Below are 24,425 nucleotides of genomic sequence, written 5' to 3'. Positions count from 1 at the left end.
CGATCATGGTTCCGCAGAAGCGTCGGGCCTCGGCCCGACGGTGCGCTGCGTGCTCAAGGCTCGATGTCGCCGCCCCTCTTGCGCTGCCCGCGCGCGGGTTTCCCGACGTGGCCGACGAATTCCTGGTAGAGGTCGGAGACGTGGGCGAGGCGTTGCTCCACGCGGTCGCCGAGTGCGAGAACCACGCCGTTGACCAGCAGCGCCAGCGCCGCGTGGATCGGAACGGTGGTGCCCCAGAAGATCCCGCTTTCCGTCGGCAATGCCAGGATGTGCGGCGTGTATTCGCCGGCCCAGTGACAATACTTGTCGGTGATCATCACCAGCGGCAGCCCGCGTTGCCGGCAATGACGGGCGAGCAGTTGTGCCTGGCGCGAGTAGCGGCGCGTCTCCACGATCACGACGCAATCCTTGTCGGTACCGTCGAGCAGCACCTCCGAGAAGCTTCCGGTAGCCAGATCGGCCACCCGCACCCGCGGGCGCACGTACTGCAGGAAACTGGCGAAGTGGGCCGCAAGCCCGCGCTCGGTCTGGAATCCCACGATGTGCAGTGTCGAGCAGTGCGCCAGAAGCGCGACGATATCCTGCCATTCGCGCGTTTCCGCGCGGCGGTAGACCTCGATGATGCCGGCGATGGTCAGGTCCAGGTCGCGTTGCAGCGCCGGTTCACCGCCGCCGGTCTGCAGCATCGAGCGCAGGCCTTCGCCGATCGGCCATGGCGCGACGGCCACGTCGAACTTGAAAGCCGCCTTCAGCTCGCGGAAGTTCCGGTAGCCGAGGCGACGGCAGAACCGGCCCACCGTCGCGGCGCTGATGGCGAGCTTGGCGGCGAGCGAGTTGGCGGTCTCGAACGGCACCGCCTGCCGGTTGGTGAGCAGGAAGTTCGCGATCACCCGTTCGGACGCGGTCATCCGGTCCATTTCACTGCGAAGCTGGCTGAACAATCGCCGGTCGGCGCTGCTTGGCTTTGGCGACATCGACGCCGTCTCCCGTGGATTCGACCGTGTTGGATCGGTACGAAAGTATGATCCAGAGCAGCGCAGGCCGCACGGTGCACGCTGCCCGGTGGTGAGCCGGCGATAGCAGAACGGGCGCCTTGCGCGCCCGTTCTGCTGCAACCGACCGATGATCCGCTAGCGGCTCAGTAGCGGTAATGATCCGGCTTGTACGGGCCTTCCACCGGTACGCCGAGGTAGGCGGCCTGGGTCGGGGTGAGTGTGGTCAGCTTCACGCCGATCTTCTCCAGGTGCAGGCGGGCGACTTCCTCATCGAGCTTCTTCGGCAGGATGTAGACCTTCGCCTCGTAGCTGTCCTTGTTCGCCCACAGGTCGATCTGTGCCAGCGTCTGGTTGGAGAACGAGTTGGACATCACGAAGCTCGGGTGGCCGGTGGCGCAGCCCAGGTTGACCAGGCGGCCTTCGGCCAGCAGGAAGATCGAACGGCCGTCCTTGAAGGTGTACTTGTCCACCTGCGGCTTGATGTTGAGCTTGCTCACGCCGGCCATCGCATTCAGCGCATCGACCTGGATCTCGTTGTCGAAGTGGCCGATGTTGCAGACGATCGCCTGATCCTTCATTGCCTTCAGGTGATCCAGCGTCAGCACGTCCTTGTTGCCGGTGGTGGTGACATAGATGTCGCCGCGGCCCAGCGTGCTCTCGACGGTGTTGACCTCGAAGCCTTCCATCGCCGCCTGCAGCGCGTTGATCGGGTCGATCTCGGTGACCACCATGCGTGCACCGTAGGCGCGCAGGCTGTGCGCGCAGCCCTTGCCCACGTCGCCATAGCCACACACCACGGCCACCTTGCCGGCCAGCATCACGTCCATCGCACGCTTCAGGCCGTCGGCCAGCGACTCGCGGCAGCCGTACAGGTTGTCGAACTTGCTCTTGGTCACCGAGTCGTTGACGTTGATCGCCGGCACCAGTAGCGACTTGGCCTCGGCCAGCTGGTACAGGCGATGCACGCCGGTGGTGGTCTCCTCGGAGACGCCCTTCCAGTCCCTGACCACGGTGTGCCAGTAGCCCGGGCGCTCGGCGTGCACGCGCTTGAGCAGGTTCTTGATCACCTGCTCCTCGTGCGAGGAGGCCTTCTCGTCGACCCACTTGCTGCCGTTCTCCAGCTCATAGCCCTTGTGGATCAGCAGGGTGACGTCGCCGCCGTCGTCGACCACCAGCTGCGGGCCGAGGAAGCCGCCCTTGCCGTCGGGGAAGGACAGCGCGTCCAGCGTGCAGTCCCAGTATTCCTCCAGCGTCTCGCCCTTCCAGGCGAACACCGGCGTGCCGGTGGCGGCGATCGCGGCGGCGGCATGGTCCTGGGTCGAGAAGATATTGCACGAGGCCCAGCGCACGTCGGCGCCGATGTCCTTCAGCGTCTCGATCAGCACCGCGGTCTGGATCGTCATGTGCAGCGAGCCGGTCACGCGCACGCCTTTCAGCGGCTGCTGCGGCGCATACTTGCGGCGGATCGACATCAGGCCCGGCATCTCGTGCTCGGCGATGTCCAGCTCCTTGCGGCCGAAGTCGGCCAGAGCGATATCGCGGACCTTGTAGTCGTGGCGGTTTTCTTTCAGTGCGGCGTTCATGGATATCTCCAGTTGGTGCGAGGCTTTTTCGAGGAGTCCGGCCATGGATGGCCGGTCTGCCGCGAAGGGACTCGCGTACTGAGCGCCGTTGTGGAACGTGCCGCGCCGAGCCTGGCCGGTTCCCGTGAAGTTCATTCACGGCAACGGTCGCAGCGCCCCTCGGCGGGCAGTGCAGAGGGGGCATTGTAACGGCAGACATGAGCTTATGCCGCATGGTTGGGTGTCGCCCGCGTCGGGATTGGTTACGCTGGGGATCAGGCCTGCCGTGGAGTAGTTGCGTGGAACCCAGTCGCGAACCCGAGTTCCTGCCGCCCGACGGCCCGTTGCGCGAGGATGTCAGCCGCCTGGGCGCGATGGTCGGGCGAATGCTGGCCGAGCAGGGCGGCGACACATTCTTCGCGCGGGTCGAACAGGTGCGCACGGCGGCGATCCGCCGTCGCCGCGAAGGTGCCTCGGTGGAGGAACTGGCCGCCTCGCTGGCCGGTCTCGACGCCGACGACGCCGAAGCGCTGGCGCGCGCGTTCGCCACCTACTTCCAGGCGGTGAACACCGCCGAACGGGTGCACCGCATCCGTCGTCGTCGCGACTACCAGCGCGAGGGCAGCGCGCCGCAGCCGGAATCGCTGCTCGACGTGCTGGGCCGGCTGAAGGCTGCGGGCGTGGGCGCCGACGAGCTGGTCGGCTGGCTTGATCGGCTGTGGATCGAGCCGGTGTTCACCGCGCACCCGACGGAGGCGGTGCGCCGCTCGCTGCTGGAGAAGGAGCAGGCGATCGTCGCCTCGCTGATCGACGGCTTCGACCGTGAGCGCACGCCGCAGGAGCGCCGGGAGGACGACGACCGCATCTACATGGCGCTGTCCGCCGGCTGGCAGACCGCCGAGGCCTCGCCGGTGCGGCCCAGCGTGCAGGACGAGCGCGAGCACGTGGACTTCTACCTGGCCCATCCGCTGTACCGCATCGTGCCGGCGCTGTACGAATCGCTGGCGCAGGCGCTGCAGACGACCTACGGCGTGGCGATCAAGCTGCCGCGGCTGCTGCGCTTCGCCAGCTGGGTCGGTGGCGACATGGACGGCAACCCCAACGTGGGCGCCGACACCATCGCCGACTGCCTCGACTCGCAGCGCGCATTGGTGCTGGAGCGCTACCGCGAGGACGTCGCCACGCTGGCGCGCCTGCTCAGCCAGACCGAGGGTCGCGTGGCAGCGTCCGCGGCGCTGCGCGCGCGGCTGGCGGACTATCGCGCCCGCTTCCCGGCCGCCGCGGCGCAGATCCGCCCGCGCCACGCCGACATGCCGTACCGCTGCCTGCTGCAGCTGGTCGGCGCGCGGCTGGCGCTGACCGGCGACGAATCTTCGGACGGTTATCCGTCCAGTGGCGAACTGCTGGACGACCTGCAGCTGATCGCCGACAGCCTGTTCCAGCACCGCGGCGTGCACGCCGGCGCCTACGCGGTGGAACGCCTGCTGTGCCGCGTGCGCAGCTTCGGCTTCCACCTGGCGCGGCTGGACGTGCGGCAGGATTCGCGCGTGCACGACGACGCGCTGGCCGCGCTGCTGGCCGACGATGGCTGGGCCGCGCGCCAGGCTGACGAGCGCGCGCGGCAATTGCGCGATTACGCCAGCGGCGGCGCACGCTTCGCGATCAGCCATGCCGAGGTGGTCGTCGCGCTGTACGACGTGTTCGCCACCCTCGGCAACACCCGCCGGCGTTACGGCGGCGAGGCGGTGGGGCTGTATATCATCAGCATGGCGCGCAGCGCCGCCGACGTGCTGGCGGTGCTGGCGCTGGCGCGCTACGGCGGGTTGGTGCAGGACGACAACGTGCCGCTCAACATCGCGCCGCTGTTCGAGACCGTCGACGACCTGAAGAATGCGCCGGCCACCTTGCGCGCCCTGCTCGACGACCCGGTCTACCGCCGCCACCTCGCGGCGCGCGGCGACCAGCAGTGGGTGATGCTGGGCTATTCCGACAGCGGCAAGGACGGCGGCACGCTGGCCTCGCGCTGGGGCCTGCAGCGCGCCCAGGTGGAATTGCTCGAGGTGGCGCATGCGGCCAGCATCCAGCTGGCGTTCTTCCACGGCCGCGGCGGCTCGGCCAGCCGCGGCGGCGCGCGCATCACGCCGGCACTGATGTCCTCGCCGCGCGGCGCGGTGGCCGGCGTGCTGCGGGTGACCGAGCAGGGCGAGGTGATCCATCGCAAGTACGGCATCCGTGCGCTGGCGCTGCGCAACCTGGAGCAGACCGTGGGTGCGGTGCTGCGCGCCAGCCTGCGTCCGCGCGTAGACGAGCCACGCGAAGCGCGCTGGCGCGAGCAGATGGACGCCTTGGCGGCCGCCAGCCGGAAGACGTACCGCGCGTTCGTCGAGCGCGATGGCTTCGTCGACTACTTTCGCACTGCCACGCCGGTCGACGTGATCGAGCGGATGACCCTGGGCTCGCGCCCGGCCAGCCGCCGCAGCATGCGCGGCGTGCAGGACCTGCGCGCGATCCCGTGGGTGTTCGCGTGGACCCAGTGCCGCTCGATTCTGCCCGGCTGGTACGGCCTGGGCAGCGCGCTGGAGCAGGGCGTGCAGCAGTTCGGCGAAGCGGCGCTGGCGGAGATGGCGCGCGACTGGCCGTTCTTCGCCAACCTGCTCGACGACGTGGAAATGGTGCTGGCCAAGTGTGACCTGGACATCGCCGAGGCGTTCTCGAAGCTGTCCGGCGCGCTGCACGAGGAATTCTTCGGCCTGATCCGCGACGAGTTCGCGCGCACCCGCCACTGGCTGTTGCGGCTCAAGGGCAGCGACGCGCTGCTGCAGGGCGACCCGCGCCTGGCCGCCTCGATCCGCCTGCGCAATCCCTACGTCGATCCGATGAGCCTGCTGCAGGTCGACCTGCTGCAGCGCTGGCGCGCAGGCGAGCACACCGACGACGCCGTGCTGCAGGCCCTGGTCGCCTGCGTCAACGGCGTTTCGCAAGGGCTGCAGAACACCGGCTGATCCATGCCGGCGTCACCGTTGCAGGAGTCCGCCGGCGGGCGGTGCTTTTCCTTCGGGGAATCGGGAACAGGGAGCAGGCAGCGCAGCACCCGCCAGCAGGCTCCTGCAGTTACAGTTTGAGGCTTGCTTGCAGGGCGGCGATGCGCTGGGTGCGCGGCAGCTTCTTCCACGCCATCTCCAGGCGCAGCGCGTCGCCGTGATCGGCGACCCATACCCAGCCCAGCAATTGCTTCGGCGGGTTGGAGCGGGTGAAGCGGGCGCCCTTGCCGCTGAGATGCTTGGCGTAGCGTTGCTCCGGGTCGCGGGCGATGCCGGTGTAGACGCGGCCGTCGGCGCATTCGAGCAGGTAGACGGCCCAGGCGCCATCGCCGTCGCTCATGCGTTCAGGCCCACTCGACCAGGCCTTCGGCCGCGCACACCTGCTTCCACGATGGGCGCGCCTTCAGGCGCGTGGCCAGCGCTGCCAGCTGCGGCCATTCGGTGGCGGGCTTGGGCATGTTGCGCGACCAGCGCATCAGCATCAGCGCGTAGAGGTCGACCACGCTGAAGCGGTCGCCGAGCAGGTACGGACCGTGGGCGGCGAGGTGCGCATCGACCTTCGTCCAGCACTTCTCGATGCCGGCGCGGGCGGCCTGCTTGATCGTGTCGGCGCCTTCGGGGAGGTGGTCGCCAGGGTAGAACCACTGCCGGAACAGCGGCTGCAGGTTGTTGGCCAGGTACAGCATCCACTGCAGGTAGTCCGCGCGCCCGGCACTCCCCGCGGCCGGCGTCAGCGCCGCCTCGGGATGGCGTTCGGCCAGCAGCATCGCCAGCGCCGCGGCCTCGCCATGTGGCACGCCGTCGACCACCAGGGTCGGCACCACGCCGTTCGGGTTGATCGCCAGGTACTCCGCGCTGCGCTGCTCGCCCTTCTCGATGTCGATGCGCTTGAGCGTGTGCGGCGCGCCGATTTCCAGCAAGACCAGGTGCACCAGCAGGTTGGCCGAGCCGGGAGCGTAGTAGAGCGTGTACATGGGTGGTTGTCCGCGGGGATGATCCACGAATGATACGCCGGGGCGTTGCAGCAGGAGTGCGAGGAGCGGAGTGGGAAGTGAGAGAGGGCAGGAGTGCGCCTGCTTTGGCTCCCTCTCGCTTCCCACTCCCTCCACTCGCTCCTCTTCTCAGCCGTCCAGCTCCGACCAGCGCGCATACGCCGCATCCAGCTCCGCCTGCAGTGCCACCAGCGCCTCGTTCGCCTTGACGATGGCGGCGCTGTCCTGCTGGAAGAACGCGGGTTCGTTCATCGCCGCGGTGCGTGCGACGATGTCGCCTTCGAGTTGCTCGATGCGTTTTGGCAGCTGTTCCAGTTCGTGCTGCTCCTTGAAGCTGCGCTTGCGCTTCGGCGCGGCCGCCGCGGCCGGTGCCGGTGACGGCGTGGCAGGCTTGCCGGCGGTGGCCGTGCTGCGTGAAGCCGGCCGCTGGCGCAGCCAGTCGCTGTAGCCGCCCACGTATTCGCCGATGCGGCCTTCGCCTTCCAGCACCAGGGTGCTGGAGACCACATTGTCGAGGAAGGCGCGGTCGTGCGAGACCAGCAGCAGGGTGCCCTGGTAGTCGGTCAGCAGTTCTTCCAGCAGCTCCAGCGTCTCGACGTCGAGGTCGTTGGTCGGTTCGTCCATCACCAGCAGGTTCGACGGCTGTGCGAACAGCTTGGCCAGCAGCAGGCGGTTGCGCTCGCCGCCGGACAGCCGGGTGATCGGCGCACGCGCGCGCTCGGGCGAGAACAGGAAATCCTGCAGGTAGCCGATGATGTGCTTGCGCTGGCCGTTGAGCTCGATGTACTCGCGGCCTTCGGCCACGTTGTCCAGTGCATTCAAGTTGTCGTTGAGCTGCAGCCGGTGCTGGTCGAAGTAGGCGACCTGGATGCCGGTGCCCAGCTCTGCGCTGCCGCGCTGCGGCTTGAGCTCGCCCAGCATGATCTTCAAGAGCGTGCTCTTGCCGGCGCCGTTCGGGCCGATGATGCCGATGCGGTCGCCGCGCATCACGGTGGTGGTGAGGTCGTCGATCAGCACGCGGCCGTCGTAGGCCTGGTGCACGTGCTTGAGCTCGATCACCTTCTTGCCCGAAGCCTGCGCGTTGGCCGCCGTCATCCTCACGTTGCCGCCCAGCTCGCGGCGTTGCGCGCGCTCGTTGCGCAGCGCCTTGAGCGCGCGCACGCGGCCTTCGTTGCGGGTGCGCCGGGCCTTGATGCCCTGGCGGATCCACACTTCCTCCTGCGCCAGCTTCTTGTCGAACAGCGCGTTGGCCTGCGCCTCGGCGTGCAGGCGTTCCTCGCGTCGGCGCAGGTAGTTGTCGTAGTCGCCTGGCCAGTCGGTCAGCGCGCCGCGGTCGATCTCGACGATGCGCGTGGCCAGCGCGCGCAGGAAGCTGCGGTCATGGGTGACGAACAGGATGCTGCCGGGGAACTGCTTGAGGAAGCTTTCCAGCCAGCCGATCGCCTCGATGTCGAGGTGGTTGGTCGGCTCGTCCAGCAGCAGCACGTCGGGCTTGCGCACCAATGCCTGCGCCAGCAGCACGCGCCGCTTCATGCCGCCGGACAGGGCGGCGAAGTCGGTCTCCCCGGGCAGTTCCAGCTGGGTCAGCACGTCGCCCACGCGACGGTCCAGGTCCCAGCCGTGCTGTGCCTCGATCTGGTGCTGCACGTCGCCGAGCGCGTCGAAGTCGCCTTCATTGAGCAGATGGTGGTAGCGCGCCAGCAGGCGGCCGAGATCGCCCAGCCCCTCGGCGACCACGTCGAACACGCTGCCTTCGGTGCCGTGCGGCACTTCCTGCGCCATCCGCGCGATTACCACGCCGTTCTGCACCCGCACCTCGCCGTCGTCGGCGTGCAGCTCGCCGGCGATCAGCTTCATCAGGGTGGACTTGCCTTCGCCGTTGCGGCCGACGATGCACACGCGCTCGTTCGCCTCGATCGACAGATCGACGTGTTCGAGCAGGAGCGGGCCGCCGATGCTGAAGTCGACGCGTTGCAGCTGGATCAGGGACATCCGCGCATTGTAGCGGCAGCAACGCTGCGACCCGCGTTGCCGTCCAAAAAGAAACGGGCCGCGCGAGGCGGCCCGATTCCGGTGCAGCGTGCGATGCCTGCCTACTTCAGCTTCGCATCCTTGCGCAGCGCCTCGGCGCGGTCGGTCTTTTCCCACGAGAAGGTGGTGAAGGCCTTGCCGTTGGTGTCCTTGAGCGTCTGCGGGGTGCGGCCGAAGTGGCCGTAGCTGGCGGTCTGCTGGTACATCGGGTGGATCAGGTCGAGCATCTGCAGGATGCCGTACGGGCGCAGGTCGAAGTGCTTGCGGATCAGCTTTTCGATCTTCTCGTCGCTGATCTTGCCGGTGCCGAAGGTGGTCACCGAGATCGAAGTCGGGTGCGCCACGCCGATCGCGTAGCTGACCTGCACCTCGCAGCGGTCGGCGATGCCGGCGGCCACGATGTTCTTCGCCACGTAGCGCGCGGCATAGGCGGCCGAACGGTCGACCTTGGACGGATCCTTGCCGGAGAACGCGCCGCCACCGTGACGGGCCCAGCCGCCGTAGGTGTCCACGATGATCTTGCGGCCGGTCAGGCCGCAGTCGCCCACCGGGCCGCCGATCACGAACTTGCCGGTCGGGTTGATGTGGATCTTGGTGCCCTTGTGCATCAGCTTGGCCGGCAGCACCGGCTTGAGGATGTGCTCGCGCACCGCCTCGATCAGGTCCTTCTGCTTGACCGACGGGTCATGCTGGGTCGACAGCACCACGGCGTCGATCGCGGTGGCCACGCCGTGCTCGTAGCGCAGGGTGACCTGGCTCTTGGCGTCCGGGCGCAGCCACGGCAGCGGCGAGTTCTTCCGCTTGCGGATCTTCGCCTGCTGCTCGACCAGCCGGTGCGAGTAGTAGATCGCCGCCGGCATGAAATCCTTGGTCTCGTTGGTGGCGTAGCCGAACATCAGGCCCTGGTCGCCGGCGCCCTGGTCTTCCGGGTTCTTGCGGTCCACGCCCTGGTTGATGTCCGGCGACTGCTTGCCGATCAGGTTGATCACGCCGCAGGTGGCGCCATCGAAGCCGACGTCGCTGGAGTCGTAGCCGATGTCGAGGATCACCTTGCGGGTGATCGCCTCGAGGTCGATCCACGCATTGGTGGTGATTTCGCCGGCGACGATCGCCACGCCGGTCTTGACCATGGTTTCGCAGGCCACGCGGGCGCGCGGGTCCTGCGCGATGATCGCGTCCAGCACGGCGTCGGAGATCTGGTCGGCGACCTTGTCCGGATGGCCTTCGGAGACCGATTCGGAGGTGAACAGGTAGTTGGACATCGCGGTTTATATCCCTTCGTGCGGATAGAAAGATAAAACAAGTCGCGCATGATACATCGCTGCCTCCGGTTTTGCAGCCCGCGGCGATTCCGGGGCCTGCGGGGTTGGTTCCGGGGTCAGCCGTTTGGACGGCCGCAGGATCGTCCGCTCCGGCGGGAGCGGACGATCGCCGGCGACGCGCTATCCGGGAATGGCTTCCAGCTCGGCGCGCAGCTGCCGCGCGCCGTCGACCATATGGCGCAGGGCCTGCTCCACTTCGGGCCAGCCGCGGGTCTTCAGGCCGCAGTCGGGGTTGATCCACAGCTGCCCGGGCTGCAGCACGTCGAGCGCCTTGTGCAGCAGGTCGAGGATTTCCTCCTGCCCGGGCACACGCGGGGAGTGGATGTCGTAGACGCCGGGACCGATGCCGTTCGGGTAGCGGAAGCGGGCGAAGGCGTCGAGCAGTTCCATCCGCGAGCGGCTGGTCTCGATCGAGATCACGTCGGCATCCATCGCCGCCACCGCCTCGATGATGTCGTTGAACTCCGAATAGCACATGTGGGTGTGGATCTGGGTCGCATCGCGCACGCCGCCGGCGGCGATGCGGAAGCACTCCACCGCCCACGCCAGGTAGCCGGGCCAGTCGGCGCGACGTAGCGGCAGGCCTTCGCGCAGGGCCGGCTCGTCGATCTGGATCAGCCCGATGCCGGCCGCTTCCAGATCGTGCACCTCGTCGCGCAAGGCCAGCGCGATCTGCCGGCAGACGGTTTCGCGCGGCAGGTCGTCACGCACGAACGACCACTGCAGCATCGTCACCGGGCCGGTCAGCATGCCCTTCATCGGCTTGTCGGTGAGCGACTGCGCATAGCGCGACCAGCGCACCGTCATCGGTGCGGGCCGGGCCACGTCGCCCCAGATCACCGGCGGCTTCACGCAGCGCGAACCGTAGCTCTGCACCCAGCCGAGCCGGGTGAACAGGTAGCCGTCCAGTTGCTCGCCGAAGTACTCGACCATGTCGTTGCGCTCGGGCTCGCCATGCACCAGCACGTCCAGTCCGAGGCGCTCCTGGAAGCGCACCACGCGTTCGATTTCCGCCCGAAGCCGTTGCTCGTAGGTCTCGTCGTCGAGCTTGCCGGCGCGATGCGCGGCGCGTGCCTTGCGCAGGTCGTCGGTCTGCGGAAACGAGCCGATCGTGGTGGTGGGCAGCGGTGGCAGGTCGAGGACTTCGGCCTGGGACGCCCGGCGCGCCGCGTGGGCGGATCGGCGCAGGGAGGCCTGCGGGCCGAGCGCGTGCAGGCGGTCACGCACGCCGGCAACGACCACGCCGGGCGCATTCGCCTGCGCGTCCAGCAGCCCCTGTTGCGCGGCGAGCGCGGCATCGGCTTCGGGCTGGCCGGCGAGGGCATCGGCGTACACGCGCAGCTCCTCGATCTTTTGCCGCGCGAACGCCATCGACGCGCGTCGCTGCGGGTCGAGCCCGGTTTCCGCCTCAAGGTCGATCGGCACATGCAGCAGCGAGCACGATGGCGCCAGCCACAGGCGTTCGTCGCCGATCCGCGCCCGTGCCTTGCGCAGCAACGGCAGCACGCGTCCGGGATGGCTGCGCCAGATATTGCGGCCGTCGACCACCCCGGCGCTGAGGATGCGGTCGGCGGGCAGCGCATCCAGCACGGCATCGAGTTGCTCCGGTGCGCGCACCAGGTCGACGTGCAGGCCATCGGCCGGCAACGCGGCGGCCATGGCCAGGTTGTCGCCCAGTGCGCCGAAATAGCTGGCCAGCAGCAACCGCGGCGTGCGCGCTGCGGCGAGTGTCGCGTATGCATGACGGTACGCCGCGCGGTCGACGTCCTCCAGGTCGAATACCAGGCAGGGCTCGTCCAGTTGCACCCAGTCGGCGCCGGCGTCGGCCAGTTGCCCGAGCAGGTCGGCGTAGGGTGGCAACAGGGCATCGAGCAGGGCGAGCCGGTCGCTGCCGTCCACCGTCTTGGAGAGCAGCAGGAACGACACCGGACCGAGCAGCACCGGCCGCGCATGCAGGCCGAGCGACCTTGCCTCGCGGAATTCCGCCAGCGGCTTGTCGCCGTTGAGTGCAAAGCGCTGACCGGCCTGCAGCTCCGGCACCAGGTAGTGGTAGTTGGTGTCGAACCACTTGGTCATCTCCAGCGCGTGCAGGTCGTGGCCGCCACGCTTGTGGCCGCGGGCCATCGCGAAGTAGCCGTCCAGCGCGTTTTCCGCAAACACCAGCCGGTAGCGCTCGGGGATGGCGTCGAACAGCACGGCGGTATCGAGTACGTGGTCGTACAGGCTGAAGTCGTTGCACGGCACGACATCGGCGCCGGCAGCGTGTGCCAGTTGCCAGTGGCTAAGGCGCAGGGTGCGGGCGGTGTCCTTTAGGGCCCGTGCGTCGGTGCCGCCGCGCCAGTGCGATTCGAGTGCACGCTTGAGTTCGCGTTTCAGGCCGATGCGCGGAAAGCCGGAATGGGTAACGAGTGGCATGGATATTCCTCCTGCAGGATGGGCAAAGAGGAACGAAGGAGATGGCCGGCAGGATCGCCGGGCCGTTGACCTTCGCCCCCGCGGGCGAACCGGCGGTGCCGCGGGCAGGCGAAGCCGGCGCGAGGCCCGGAGGGCAGCGACGCGCAAGCTTCGGTGTTCCCCGCGGAAACGCCAGGCCGGCCGGAAACGCATGTGCGCGCTTCCGGCTGAGGCAGGTATTCGGGCTCGTGGACGTCTTGCGCGGCCTGCTATCCGTCGCTTCCCGGGTGCATCGCATCCAGTGCCTGTGACGGAGGTCGTTTCCACATACCGCTGCGGGGCAGCGCCGGATTCGCACCGGCTTCCCTTGAAGCCATCTCTTTATGCGCATAGAAAGATGGCTACCATCAGCAAGCCGCAAGCTAGCCGTATGGACGTCCAAAGTCAAATGACGACGAGCGTCCGTGGGAGCGGCTTCGGCCGTGATGTTCTTTGCAGATCGTGGAGCTGCCGCGGCTGAAGTCGCTTCAGAAGGGCTGCGCGCTCCTGCAGGAAGGGCCGATCAGGCGGCCAGGTGCTCGCCGCTGGCCAGCGCGGCGAAGTAGTCGCGGGTCAGGCGCAACTGCTCGCCGGCGGTTTCGGCGCGGTTGACCACCTGGCGGAACGCGGCGTTCTCGGGACGGTCCTTCGCGTACCAGCCCAGATGCTTGCGCGCGATGCGCACTCCGGCTTGCTCGCCGTAGAACGCGTACAGGTGTTCGAGGTGGCCGAGCAGGATCGCGGCGACCTCGGCCGGTTCCGGTTCGGACAGCAGCTCGCCGGTGGCGAGGTAGTGGGCGATCTCGCGGAAGATCCACGGGCGGCCCTGGGCGCCGCGGCCGATCATCACCGCGTCGGCGCCGGTGATCGCGAGCACGTGCTTCGCCTGCTGCGGGGTGCAGACGTCGCCGTTGGCCAGCACCGGGATGCGCACGGCGGCCTTCACCGCGGCGATGGTGGCGTACTCGGCCTCGCCTTCGTACTTGTCGGCGCGGGTACGGCCGTGCACGGCCAGCGCGGCGATGCCGGCATCCTCGGCGATGCGCGCGATGTTCAGCGCGTTCCTGTTGTCGCGGTTCCAGCCGGTGCGGATCTTCAGCGTCACCGGTACGTCGACGGCATCGACTACGGCCTTGACGATGCGCGCCACCAGCGGCTCGTCCTGCAGCAGGGCCGAACCGGACCACACGTTGCACACCTTCTTGGCCGGGCAACCCATGTTGATGTCGATGAGCTGCGCGCCGTTGGCGACGTTGAAGCGTGCCGCCTCGGCCAGCATTGCGGGATCGTACCCGGCGATCTGCACGCTGACCGGTTCGGGTTCGCCGGCGTGGTCCATCCGGCGCAGCGACCTGCGCGTCTGCCACAGGGTCGGGTCGGCGCTGGTCATCTCGGACACGGCCAGGCCCGCGCCGAGCCGCTTGCACAGCAGGCGGAACGGCTTGTCGGTGACGCCTGCCATCGGGGCGAGCACCAGCGGCGGGTCGATCAGGTAAGGGCCGATCTGCATCCGCCCATTGTAAGTGAATCGCGGAAACTGCCGTGCCGACGGCCTCCGGGATCGCTTATCGGCGGTGGCGCCGTCGGCGCGCGCGCCAGAACAGGAACCCGGTCACCAGGAAGAAGGGCGGCAGCAGGCCGCACAGCAGCACCAGCAGCTTTCCGGCCAGGCCGCCCACGCTGCCGGCGTGCAGAGGATAAACCGCGTTGCTGAGGCGCGCGCCGGTGCCTTCGGCGGTGGCGTCGACGGCGCCCAGCACCTGGGCCCGGTAGGGATCGAGCCACACCTGGCTGCGTCCGACCGGATGCCATTCGCCCGGCGCCCGTGCGCGAATCGTCACGCGGCCGTCGTTGGCCGCGGGCAGCGCGATGCGGCGCAATTCGGCGCCCGGCAGCGCGTGTTGCGCGGCGTCGAGCACCGCCGCCCAGTCGATCGCCTGCGGGCGCGGCGCGATGCGGGCCGGCGTCGGCGTGGCCGGCGCATCCGCGAACAGCGCCTGCAGGACGTGTCGGGTGCCCGCGCCGTAGACCATCAAGGTGCCGGTCAAGGTCACCAGCAGCAGCAACGGCAGGCTGATCGCCCCGACGTTGCGGTGCCAGCTGACCCAGCGCCGCGCCGGCGGCTGCGTGTAGATGCGCAGGCTGCCGCGCAGGTTCCGCCGGCCTGGCCACCACAGCCACACGCCGGAAAGCAGCAGCCCCAGCATGAGCCAGCCGAGCACGCCCAGCACGGCTTCGCCGGTTTTCCCGGCGAGCAGGTGGGTATGCCAGTCGCGCAAGGTCAGCAGCGGGTCGCTGCCGGGTGCGCGCGTCAGCAGCAAGTCGCCATTGGAGGGATCGAGATAGCGCCGTGAGCCGTCGGAAAAATACAGCTGCCACACAGGCAGCCCGGCGGTCGGCAGATCGGCGCCGCGCAGTCCCCTGGACGGCCATTCGTGCGCGATGCGCGTCAGCACGGCCGTGCGCGCCGCCGCGTCGGGCAACGCGTGTGCGGCCAACGGCGGATGCATCAGCCGCAGCAGCGGACCCTGCAGCACCAGCACGCTGCCGCTGAGCACGATCAGTGCGTAGACCAGCCCCACGCTGAGGCCAACCCACAGGTGCAGGCGCTTGAGCCAGTGCCGCACGGCGCCGGCATGGTGCGCGGATGCGTCGACCGTGGTCGCGGCGGGCACTTCAGAAGGCCTGCTGCCAGGTCAGCGAGACCACGCGGCCGCGGCCGGCGAAGTACGAGTCATCGTCGCCGACGGTCTGCGAGACGTAGTTGATGAACTGCCGGTTGGCCAGGTTCTGCACGCCCAGCGTCCAGTCGCCGGCGCTGCCGCTGTGCCATTTCAGGTAGGCGTCGGCGGTGCTGTAGCCGTCGAAGCGCGCGCTGCGCCGGCCCAGCGTGGCGAAGTCGCGGCTGTAGGCGTGGCTCAACTGCAGGTAGCTCGACAGCGCGTCGTTCCAGCGCTGCGTCCACGACAGGTTGAGCCGGTTCGGCGCGATGTTGGCGCCGTCGAGGTCGGAGTCGACCTGGCCGTCGCCGTTGCGGTCCGAGCGGCCGCGGTTGATCGCGAAGGACGCGTCGAGGCGGGTGCCGTCGAACGGCTGCCAGTTCGCGCGTGCCTCCCAGCCGCTGATCGCAGTGCGCTGGCGCATCACGTTGTAGACTTGGTTCGGCGCGTCGAACACCAATACCGAGCCGAGCCGTGAGCGCGAGACGTAGTAGCTCACCCGCGCGCCCGCGCGGTCGCCGGCGTACTCGGCGCCGGCTTCGCGGTTGTCCGAGACCACCGGCTTCAAGTCGAGGAAATCGGCCACGTTCTGGCCCGGCTGGTTGATCGCGCGCAGCACGCGGCCCACGTCGGGCAGGGTGTAGCCCTCGGCGTAGCTGGCGAACAGGTTGAGCCGGCCGGTGAGGTACCAGACCGCGCCGACGTTCGGCAGCGTCTTGCTGAAACTGGTGGAGCCGCCCTGCACGGTGACGCCGTTGTAGGCTGCCAGCGTGCGGAAGGTGGGCACCTCCAGCGTGCCGTGCTCGTGGCGCAGGCCGCCGGACAGCGACAGCGACTCGAGCGGCCAGTATTCGGCCTGCAGGAACGGCGCCCAGCCGGTGTAGGTGCTGTCCGGCACCCAGTGGCGGCCGGTGTGGGTCAGCTCCTGGAAGGTGGTGTCGCGATAGCCGTCGGCGCCGGCCAGCAGGGTGAGCTTGTCGTCGAGCAGGCCGCGCCTGGCCCATGACAGCCGGGCGCCGTCCTTGGTCGACACGTTCTGCGACTGGTCGAAAACGTTCAGACCGTAGGCCGGGTCCTGGAAGGTGGCGAAACGTCCGCCGCCGAACAGTTCGCGGTTCTTCTGGTGATAGAGCTGCGCGCGCAGCTCGCCGCCGGCCAGCGCCGGGTCGCGGTAGTCGAGGCTGCTGGTCAGCACGCGGTTGCGCGGCGCGTCGCCGGGCTGCTTGCCGCGGATCGAGGTGGTCGGCAGGTTGCTTGCCATGTCGCCCGGTACGGCGGTGTAGTCGCCGTTGCCTTGCAGGTCGAAGCGGTTGACCGTCAGCTGCAGCCGGCGCGCGCCGGCGAAGTCGTAGCCGAGCTTGGCGAAGCCGTCCGTGCTCACCGAATCCATCAGGTCGCCCTGGGTACCGTCGACGCCGATCAGCCGTCCCTTCGCGTCGGAGTACATGCCGCGCTTGCGCCACGACGCGCCGGCGACCAGGTCGAACGCGCCGCTGCGCCAGCCCAGCAGGTACGCCGCGCCGTAGCCCAGCCCGTTCGCGCCGCGGGTCGGCGCGCTGGTGTTGACGGTGACTTCCTGGCGCACGCCATCCTGCTTCGGCGCCTGCTTGGTGATGATGTTGATGATGCCGCCGGCGGCGCCGAGGCCCTGCATCGAGTTGGAACCCTCGACGATCTCGATGCGCTCGATCATCGCCGGGTCGATCGTGTAGGCATCGCGCGAACCGTTGCGCAGCGGGCTCGATTGCGGCACGCCGTCGATCATGTACAGCGGATTGCGCCCGCGCAGGGTCTGCCCGCGCGAGCTGAGCTTCTGCGTCGAGGGGGCGAACGAGGGCAGCAGGTTGCCGATGGCGTCGGAGAGATCCGGCGTGATCGCCAGCTGCTGGCGCAGGTCCTCGCTGGTGATCACCGTGATCGTGGTCGGCAGCGCGCCCTGGCTCTGCGGCATGCGCAGCGTGCTTTCGGAGACTTCGATGCGCCGGAGTTCGACCGCAACCTTCTGGTCGGCGGCATGGGCGACGCCGGCGAGCGCGAGGGCAAGAGCGAACGGGCGAACGGCGAATGACATGGAGGCCTCCGGTTGGGGAGGCGCATGTTAAATGAAAATGATTCGCAATAACAAATACTGCTACACCTGCCGTGCCCGGTTCAGTGCGTCGGCACGGCCTGCTGCGCGGCGGCCGCGTCGTGCCGGTGCTTGAACAGCGGCACGAACAGCAGCGCCATCACCAGTGCGTAGCCGGCGAAGGCCAGCCAGATGCCGTGCCAGTCCTTGCAGATCAGCACCGCGTCGTCGCACGCGTGGTTGGTGAAGAAGTGGTCGATCACGAAGCCGGCGATCAGGCTGCCGAGCACGGCGCCCACGCCGTTGGTCATCAGCATGAACAGGCCCTGCGCGCTGGCGCGGATCTTCGGGTCGGCCTGGCTCTCCACGAACAGCGAGCCGGAAATGTTGAAGAAGTCGAACGCCATGCCGTAGATGATGCACGAGAGCACGATCATCCACAGGCCGCCGGCCGGGTCGCCGAACGCGAACAGGCCGAAGCGCAGCACCCAGGCCAGCATGCTCATCGTCATCACCGCCTTGATGCCGAAGCGCTTCAGGAAGAACGGGATGGTGAGGATGAACGCGGTTTCGGAGAACTGCGAGATCGAGATGATGATGGTGGAGTACTTCACCGCCAGCAAGTTGGCGTATGCGGGCACCTTGACGAAGTCGCTGAGGAAGGCGTCGCCGTAGGCGTTGGTGAGCTGCAACGCCGCGCCGAGCAGCATCGCGAAGAGGAAGAACACCGCCATGTTGCGGTTCTTGAACAGCACAAATGAGGTGAGGCCGAGCCGGTCGACCAGGCTGCGACCCTGGGCGGCGCCCAGCTTGGGCGGGCACTTGGGCAGGGTGAAGGCATACAGGCCCAGCAGCAGCGAGGCGGCCGCGGCCACGTGGAACTGCGCGGGCGAGGCCTTGAAGCCGAGCAGGCTGGTGGTCCAGGTGGCCGCGATGAAGCCGATGGTGCCCCACACGCGGATCGGCGGATAGGTGTTCACCACGTCCAGGCCGTCCTGCTTGAGCGCGTTGTAGGCCACCGTGATCGCCAGCGAGATGGTCGGCATGTAGAAGCACATGTTCAGCAGCATCACCCAGAACATCTGCTCCGGGTCGCGCACGTGCGGGATCGCGAACAGCACCATCGCGCCGGCGATCTGCAGCATGCCGTACAGGCGCTCGGCGTTGATCCATTTGTCCGCCACGATGCCGACCAGTGAAGGCATGAACAGCGAGGCGATGCCCATGGTCGAGAAGATCGCGCCGAAGCTGGTGCCCGACCAGTGCTGGGTCTGGAACCACCAGGTGCCGATGGTCAGCAGCCAGGCGCCCCAGATGTAGTACTGGAAGAAATTGAGTACGGTAAGGCGGAGCTTGAGGCTCATGGACGAGGGTTCCCCTGCAAGGCCGGGGTCGGCCCCGTGGCCACGATGTCGTAGCGGGGCAGGTTAGACGACGCCGGCGCCAAGCGGCAAGGTGCGATGCGACAGGTTCAATCCGCGGCGGCAAGCGCGGATGCCACCCGTTCGCGCAGCACCGGCAGCAGCTCGGCCTCGAACCACGGGTTGTGCAGCACCCAGGGCCGGTTGCGCGGGCTGGGGTGCGGCAGCGGCAGCACGCCACGGGCCAGGTGCGTGCGCCAGTCGCGCACCGTGTCGGTGAGCGTCGCCGCGCGTGCGCTGCCCAGCAGCCCCGCCTGCGCATACTGGCCGATGGCCAGGGTCAGACGCACGCGGGGCATCAGCGGAAACAGCTGCGGGTGCCAGATCGCCGCACATGCGGGGCGTGGCGGCAGGTCGCCGCTGCGACCCTTGCCGGGGTAGCAAAAATCCATCGGCACGATCGCCACGCGCGCGGCGTCGTAGAACGTGTCGCGACCGATCTGCAGCCAGTCCCGCAGCCGCTCGCCGCTGACGTCGTTGAACGGGATGCCGGTCTGCTCGACCTTGCGCCCCGGCGCCTGGCTGACGATCAGCAGTCGCGCCGTCGCCGACGCCTGCAGCACCGGACGCAGCCCCGGCGGATTCTGCTGCGAGCAGGTGCGACAGCTGCGGATGTCGGCCAGCAGCTCGTCCATCCGGCGCGACAGTTGCGGCAGTTCCGTCGGCGATGGCTCGCGACGAGTGCGATGGGCGTCGTTCAAGGCAGCAACTTCCCCGGGTTCAGGATGCCGTCCGGGTCGAACGCGGCCTTGATGCCGCGCATCAGGCCCAGCGTCGCGCCCGCCAGCGCCAGCGGCATGAACTCGCGTTTCACCGCGCCGATGCCGTGCTCGCCGGAGAGCGTGCCGTCCAGCGCGAGCACCCGTTCGAACAGCTCGGGCAGCGCGGCGTAGGCGCGCTCGATCTCGTCCACGTCGCGCGGCAGGAAGTTCACGTGCAGGTTGCCGTTGCCGGCGTGGCCGAAGCTCACGATCGGCACGGCGTGCTTTTCCGACAGCGCGCGCACGCTGTCCACCAGCGCGGGCAGGCGCGAGACCGGCACCACCACGTCCTCGTTGATCTTGTGCTGGGTCACCGCGCGCTGGGCGAACGACAGGGCCTTGCGCGCGGCCCACAGCGCGCGAGTCTGCGCTTCGTCGCGCGCCACCTCCAGCTGCACCAGACCGTCCACGCGGGCGGCGGCCTCGACCGCGGCGCAGGCCGCCTCCAGCGCATCGGGCGCGCCGTCCAGTTCGATCAGCAGCAGCGCCGCGGCCTCGGGCACGCCGGCCTCGGGCTGGTGTTCGCGCGCCAGCTTCAGCGCCAGCGCGTCCATGAACTCCAGCGCGCAGGGCGTGGCCGGCTGCGCCATGATGCGCGCCACCGCCTGCGCGGCGCTGGCGGCGTCGCGGTAGCTGGCGCGCAGGCTGCGCAGCGCCGCCGGCTTCGGCGTGAGTTTCAAGGTGGTCTCGGTAATCACCGCCAGCGTGCCTTCCGAGCCGATCAGCAGGCGGGTGAGGTCGTAGCCGATCGCGCTCTTGCTGGTCTGCGTGCCGCAGCGGAAGCTTTCGCCGGTGCCGGCCACGCCGGCCAGGCCCAGCACGTTGTCGCGGGTGGCGCCGTATTTCACCGCGTGCGGCCCGGCGGCATTGCAGGCGAGGTTGCCGCCCACCGTGCACCACGGCGCCGAGCCCGGGTCGGGTGCCCAGAAGAAGCCGTGCGGCGCCAGCGCCTGCTGCAAGGCCTCGTTGGTCACGCCCGGCTCCACCACGGCGAGGCGGTCGTCCGGGGCGATGCGCAGGATGCGGTTCATGCGCATGAAGTTTGCCACCACGCCGCCCGTCAGCGGCACCGAGGCGCCGGTGGAGCTGGTACCGCCGCCGCGCGCCGTAAGCGGCACCTTGTGTTCTCGGCAGGCGCGCACCAGCGCCTCGACCTGCGCGTGAGTGGTGGGAAATACCACCGCGTCGGGCAGGTGTTCATGGCGGGAATTGTCGCGGGCGGCGGCGCGCCGTTGGTCGGCGGCCGTGGCGAGTGCATCGTCGGGGAAGATCTCGCGCAGGTGGGTGAGCAGTGCGTCAGGCAGCGGCATCGGCAAAGCGTAATCCACTCTGGGGGAGAATTTGCTGCGCCAGATCAGCCGGGCCGGAATCGGTCAGGCCAGATCAGCCGGCTTCGAATGCGCCGCGCAGCCATTCGCGCCGGATGGCATCGGATGGGCCGTCGTAGCTGACCACGTCGAAGCGGCAGCTGCGCCGCGCGTGTTGCGGGTGCGCGGCGAGCCAGTGTTGCGCGGCGAGGATCAGTTTCGCCTGCTTGGCCGTGGTCACCGAGGCGGCGGCGTCGCCGTGGCTGGCGCTCTTGCGGTAGCGCACTTCGACGAACACCACGGCGTCGCCATCGCGCATCACCAGATCCAGCTCGCCATGGCGGGTGCTGTAGTTGCGCGCGAGCAGCGTGAGACCGGCGCGCAGCAGTTCGGTGCAGGCGCGCTGCTCGAAATCGTCGCCGGCGGCGCGCATCAGTCCGCCGCGGGCTGGAAGGTTCCGCTCGACGGCGAGCTCGACGGCGCCGGCTCGGCGCTGGCGGGCGGCGCGTTCGAGGGTGCGTCGTCCAACTGCAGGCTGCCGCCCAGCGGGCGCGCCAGGCCGTTCTGGAACTGCGCCCAGATCAGCACGCGGCGTACCCGGCCGAACTGGTCGGCGGCAAGCTGACCGCTGGCGCCGGGCACGTAGCTGCCCGGGTGCGCGCGTAGCCACTCCAGGTAGGGCACCAGGTTCCATGCGTCCATGCCGAATGCGAACAGCCGCGCCGCGCCACCGCGGGCCGCCGGCAGGCGTGCGGCGATACCGTCGCGGTTCGGCAGACCCGGCTGGGCGTCGAACAGCCACGGTGCGTCGCAGAATTCCACGCCGTCGAGGTCACGGTTCGCGGCGACGTCGTCGCTGCCCGCGTAGACGTGCGAGGTGGCGATCACCGGCAGGTTCACCTGCGCGATGCGCAATTGCGGCAGCAACAGGCGCGCCTGTTCCGGACGCATGCTGATGAAGATGCCGGCGTCGCTCACCGCGCCGCTGAGAGCGGCTGCCGCCGTGGTGCCGGCGGTCGCCGGTTCGACCGCCGCCGCTGGCGGCGCGTTGGTGCCGGTGGGAAGCTTCAGTCCGGCGATGAGGTCGGCGTAACTGGTGACGCCCGGCGGCAGGGTGACGGTGCCGGCGAGCTCGCCGCCGCGCGCCGCCAGCTCGGCCTTGAACGCGCCGGCGGCACGTTGCGCGAAATCGTCGGTGGAGACCATGGCATAGACCCGGCGCAGGCCGCGTTCGACCATGTGGTCGGCGGCCTGAGCGCCTTCGGTTTCCGGCAGCAGGCCGAATTCGCTGGCATCGCCGGCGGGCAGCTGCTTGTCGTCGGGGTGGTTCAGCGCCAGCAACGGCACCGGCAGTCGCGCCTGGCTGAACACCCCGGCGACTTCACCGCGGGTCAGCGGGCCGACCACCAGCCGCGCGCCGTCGCTGACCGCCTGCTGGTAGGCCTTGACCGCACCGTCGGCGGTGCCCTGGCTGTCGTAGACGCGCACCGAGGGACGTGGCGCGTGGTTGCGCCCGGCGTCGAGATAGGCCGCGAAGAAGCCTTCGCGGATCGCGGTGCTCGCCGCGGCGTAATTGCCGTCGCTGGGCAGCAGCAGGGCGACCTGGCTGGGTGCCTTGTAGCCCTCGCGCACGTTCGCGCCGGCGCCGGGCAGCAGGGTGCCGACCGGCTGCTGCAGGTCCGGCGGCGGCTGGGCCACGGCGACGCCGAGCTGGTTCAGCGCCTCGTTCACCCACGGCAGCATGCGGTCGCCGCGCTGCATCGCGGCGGCGCGCTGCTTGAGCGACTCGACGCCGACCCGGCCCAGCAGGTCGAGGATCTGCTGGCGGTTCTGGGTGTGGTCGTAGCCGCTCAATTGGCCGTCCATCTGCACGCGGGTGCGTGCGGCGCCCCAACGGTCGCCGCTGGCGGCCATCGCGCGGGCACGCCACTCCAGCAGGCGCAGCTGCAGCGCCGGCGGCACGGCGACGTTTGGCTGGGTGGTGAGCCGCAGCGCGGTGGCGGCGTCGTGGCGGTCGAGCGCGAGCTCGGCCTGCAGCAGGTCGAAGCGCAGCGGCTCATCGCCGCTCAGGCGCTGGCGCTTGATCTCGGCCAGCACCGGGGCGACGCGTTCGAGCCGGCCTTCCTCGCGCCATGCCTCGGCGGCCAGCAATCGGTAGCTGTCGGCGTGGCCGCGCGACTGCGCGGCGAGCGCCAGCCAGGCCTGCGCGGCCTGGTCGAACTGGCCCTGCCGGGACAGCGCCTCGGCGCTTTGCGCGGCGGCAAGTTCGGCCGGCGAGCGCGGCGTGTTCGCCGGCACGCAGGCGGCCAGCACCAGTGAAAACAGCAGTGCGATCGCGGCGACGCGCGAGAGGCGCATGAAGCGCATGGGAAATCCCTTGTTCGTCAGGGTCGTCAATGCGCGATCATAGCGGATCGACTTGCCGGCTTACGGCGCAGGAGTTTGCAGATGTCAGCACCATTAGGCTGCTTGTGGGTGGTCGCCACGCCGATCGGCCACCGCGACGACCTGTCCGCACGGGCGATCGAGACCCTGCGCGCGGTGGCGGTGATCGCCGCCGAGGACACCCGCCACAGCCGGCCGCTGCTGCTGCATCACAACATCGACACGCCGCTGATCGCGCTGCACGAACACAACGAGCGCGACGCGGTGGAGGCGATCGTGCGCCGGATGCAGGGCGGCGAAGCGGTGGCGCTGATCTCCGACGCGGGCACGCCGCTGATCAGCGACCCGGGCTTCCGGCTGGTGCGCGCCGCGCGCGCGGCCGGCATCCGCTGCATCCCGGTGCCGGGCGCCTGCGCGGCGATCGCTGCGCTGTCGGTGGCCGGCCTGCCCAGCGACCGTTTCGTGTTCGAGGGTTTCCTGCCGCCGAAGGCAGCGGCACGGCGCAGCCGGCTGCAGGAGCTGGCGGGCGACGCGCGCACGCTCATCTTCTATGAGTCGTCGCACCGCGTCGCCGAAAGCCTGGCCGACATGCGCGACGTGTTTGGCGCCGGGCGTGAAGCGGTGCTCGCGCGCGAGCTGACCAAGCTGTTCGAGACGGTGCTGGGCGAGCCGCTGGGGTTGCTGGCGGCACGGGTCACCGCCGATCCCGACCAGCAGCGCGGCGAGTGCGTGATCCTGGTCGCCGGCCGCGGCGAGGAGGCCGACGCGAAGCTCGCCGAAGGGCGGCGTGTGTTCGCGATCCTGCGCGAGGAACTGCCGCCGGCGAAGGCGGCCAAGCTGGCGGCGGCGATCAGCGGCGCGCCGCGCAGGGCGTTATATGAATCGTGAGGCTGGTTCCGGCGCGCTTTTCCGAATCCCGACTCCCCAATCCCGACTCCCGGCCATTACAATGGCTCCCGGAGTCGGCCGGACAGTCGCGTCGCGCGCAAGCGCATCGAGGAAAGTCCGGGCTCCATAGGGCAGAGTGCCAGGTAACTCCTGGGCAGCGTGAGCTGACGGCCAGTGCAACAGAGAGCAGACCGCCGATGGCCCGCAAGGGCACAGGCAAGGGTGAAAGGGTGCGGTAAGAGCGCACCGCGTACGGGGCCAACGCCGTACGGCACGGTAAACCCCACTCGGAGCAAGACCAAATAGGGGAACGATAACGCGGCCCGCGTTGTTCCCGGGTAGGTTGCTGGAGCCAGGCGGCGACGCCTGGCCGAGAGGAATGACTGTCGCGCCGCAAGGCGTACAGAACCCGGCTTACAGGCCGACTCCACCTCTTCATGCGTTCCTCACCGCTGCGGCCCGTCGCCGCGGCGGTGAGGGGCGTCCGTGTGTGTGAATG

17 protein-coding genes, 1 other RNA gene and 2 riboswitches are annotated in these 24,425 nt (G+C 69.2%); of the genes, 3 read left to right on the top strand and 15 right to left on the bottom strand.

The annotated features are described in order from the left end of the window. Positions 1–53: 53 nt before the first annotated feature. Both R2APBS1_RS16000 and ahcY read right to left on the bottom strand, forming a co-directional pair. Positions 54–1,115, bottom strand: coding sequence for a MurR/RpiR family transcriptional regulator (locus R2APBS1_RS16000; protein ID WP_157769768.1), 1,062 nt, complete (start codon positions 1,113–1,115; stop codon positions 54–56). A 23-nt stretch (positions 1,116–1,138) separates the two neighbouring features. Beyond that, complete coding sequence (gene ahcY, locus R2APBS1_RS15995; RefSeq protein WP_015448722.1) at positions 1,139–2,578, bottom strand: adenosylhomocysteinase; 1,440 nt, start codon at positions 2,576–2,578, stop codon at positions 1,139–1,141. A 73-nt stretch (positions 2,579–2,651) separates the two neighbouring features. Then, a riboswitch (S-adenosyl-L-homocysteine riboswitch) is annotated at positions 2,652–2,745 on the bottom strand. A 111-nt stretch (positions 2,746–2,856) separates the two neighbouring features. Between ahcY and ppc the strand changes: the two genes are divergently transcribed. Continuing rightward, a complete protein-coding gene (gene ppc, locus R2APBS1_RS15990) occupies positions 2,857–5,559 on the top strand; it encodes a phosphoenolpyruvate carboxylase (RefSeq protein WP_007509388.1) in 2,703 nt (900 codons plus the stop codon). A 109-nt stretch (positions 5,560–5,668) separates the two neighbouring features. Here the strand turns inward: ppc and R2APBS1_RS15985 are convergent, their stop codons facing one another. The 13 genes from R2APBS1_RS15985 to R2APBS1_RS15925 all read right to left on the bottom strand — a co-directional run bounded on the left by R2APBS1_RS15985 (position 5,669) and on the right by R2APBS1_RS15925 (position 23,020). Beyond that, positions 5,669–5,938 carry a GIY-YIG nuclease family protein gene (locus R2APBS1_RS15985; RefSeq protein WP_007509386.1) on the bottom strand — a complete coding sequence of 90 codons (270 nt, stop codon included), beginning with the start codon at positions 5,936–5,938 and terminating at the stop codon, positions 5,669–5,671. Positions 5,939–5,942: 4 nt separating this feature from the next. After that, positions 5,943–6,572, bottom strand: a complete 630-nt coding sequence (locus tag R2APBS1_RS15980) for a glutathione S-transferase family protein (protein ID WP_007509383.1) — start codon at positions 6,570–6,572, stop codon at positions 5,943–5,945. Positions 6,573–6,719: 147 nt separating this feature from the next. Next, complete coding sequence (locus tag R2APBS1_RS15975) at positions 6,720–8,582, bottom strand: ATP-binding cassette domain-containing protein (protein WP_015448721.1); 1,863 nt, start codon at positions 8,580–8,582, stop codon at positions 6,720–6,722. A 101-nt stretch (positions 8,583–8,683) separates the two neighbouring features. After that, positions 8,684–9,883 (bottom strand): methionine adenosyltransferase, encoded by a 1,200-nt coding sequence (gene metK / locus R2APBS1_RS15970; RefSeq protein ID WP_015448720.1) that lies wholly within the window; start codon positions 9,881–9,883, stop codon positions 8,684–8,686. A gap of 180 nt (positions 9,884–10,063) precedes the next feature. Then, positions 10,064–12,358 (bottom strand): 5-methyltetrahydropteroyltriglutamate--homocysteine S-methyltransferase, encoded by a 2,295-nt coding sequence (metE, locus tag R2APBS1_RS15965; protein WP_015448719.1) that lies wholly within the window; start codon positions 12,356–12,358, stop codon positions 10,064–10,066. A 193-nt stretch (positions 12,359–12,551) separates the two neighbouring features. Further along, positions 12,552–12,762, bottom strand: a riboswitch (cobalamin riboswitch). A gap of 137 nt (positions 12,763–12,899) precedes the next feature. Continuing rightward, positions 12,900–13,886 carry a tRNA dihydrouridine synthase DusB gene (dusB, locus tag R2APBS1_RS15960; protein ID WP_015448718.1) on the bottom strand — a complete coding sequence of 329 codons (987 nt, stop codon included), beginning with the start codon at positions 13,884–13,886 and terminating at the stop codon, positions 12,900–12,902. A 55-nt stretch (positions 13,887–13,941) separates the two neighbouring features. Continuing rightward, positions 13,942–15,051 (bottom strand): PepSY-associated TM helix domain-containing protein, encoded by a 1,110-nt coding sequence (locus R2APBS1_RS15955; protein WP_015448717.1) that lies wholly within the window; start codon positions 15,049–15,051, stop codon positions 13,942–13,944. Between the two features lies 1 nt (position 15,052). Continuing rightward, positions 15,053–17,167, bottom strand: a complete 2,115-nt coding sequence (locus tag R2APBS1_RS15950; RefSeq protein WP_015448716.1) for a TonB-dependent receptor — start codon at positions 17,165–17,167, stop codon at positions 15,053–15,055. Between the two features lie 80 nt (positions 17,168–17,247). Then, positions 17,248–18,528 (bottom strand): nucleoside permease, encoded by a 1,281-nt coding sequence (locus R2APBS1_RS15945; protein WP_015448715.1) that lies wholly within the window; start codon positions 18,526–18,528, stop codon positions 17,248–17,250. Between the two features lie 107 nt (positions 18,529–18,635). Continuing rightward, positions 18,636–19,220: a uracil-DNA glycosylase family protein gene (locus R2APBS1_RS15940; protein WP_007509368.1), complete on the bottom strand. Its 585-nt coding sequence runs from the start codon at positions 19,218–19,220 to the stop codon at positions 18,636–18,638. A 62-nt stretch (positions 19,221–19,282) separates the two neighbouring features. Then, the gene (locus tag R2APBS1_RS15935; protein WP_015448714.1) at positions 19,283–20,656 is read right to left on the bottom strand and encodes an FAD-binding oxidoreductase; all 1,374 of its coding nucleotides are present in this window, start codon (positions 20,654–20,656) and stop codon (positions 19,283–19,285) included. A 73-nt stretch (positions 20,657–20,729) separates the two neighbouring features. Beyond that, entirely contained in the window at positions 20,730–21,086 is a 357-nt protein-coding gene (locus R2APBS1_RS15930) for a YraN family protein (protein WP_015448713.1), read from the bottom strand. Then, entirely contained in the window at positions 21,086–23,020 is a 1,935-nt protein-coding gene (locus R2APBS1_RS15925; protein WP_015448712.1) for a penicillin-binding protein activator, read from the bottom strand. Before R2APBS1_RS15925 ends, R2APBS1_RS15930 begins: the two co-directional genes overlap by 1 nt. A gap of 81 nt (positions 23,021–23,101) precedes the next feature. Between R2APBS1_RS15925 and rsmI the strand changes: the two genes are divergently transcribed. Both rsmI and rnpB read left to right on the top strand, forming a co-directional pair. Continuing rightward, entirely contained in the window at positions 23,102–23,926 is an 825-nt protein-coding gene (rsmI, locus tag R2APBS1_RS15920) for a 16S rRNA (cytidine(1402)-2'-O)-methyltransferase (protein WP_015448711.1), read from the top strand. Between the two features lie 70 nt (positions 23,927–23,996). After that, positions 23,997–24,359, top strand: an RNA gene (rnpB, locus tag R2APBS1_RS19435) — RNase P RNA component class A. Positions 24,360–24,425: the final 66 nt, after the last annotated feature.

The organism is Rhodanobacter denitrificans (assembly GCF_000230695.2).
Taxonomy (GTDB): domain Bacteria; phylum Pseudomonadota; class Gammaproteobacteria; order Xanthomonadales; family Rhodanobacteraceae; genus Rhodanobacter; species Rhodanobacter denitrificans.
Note: the sequence above shows the minus strand (reverse complement) of the source record. Positions and strands in the feature narration are given on the sequence as shown.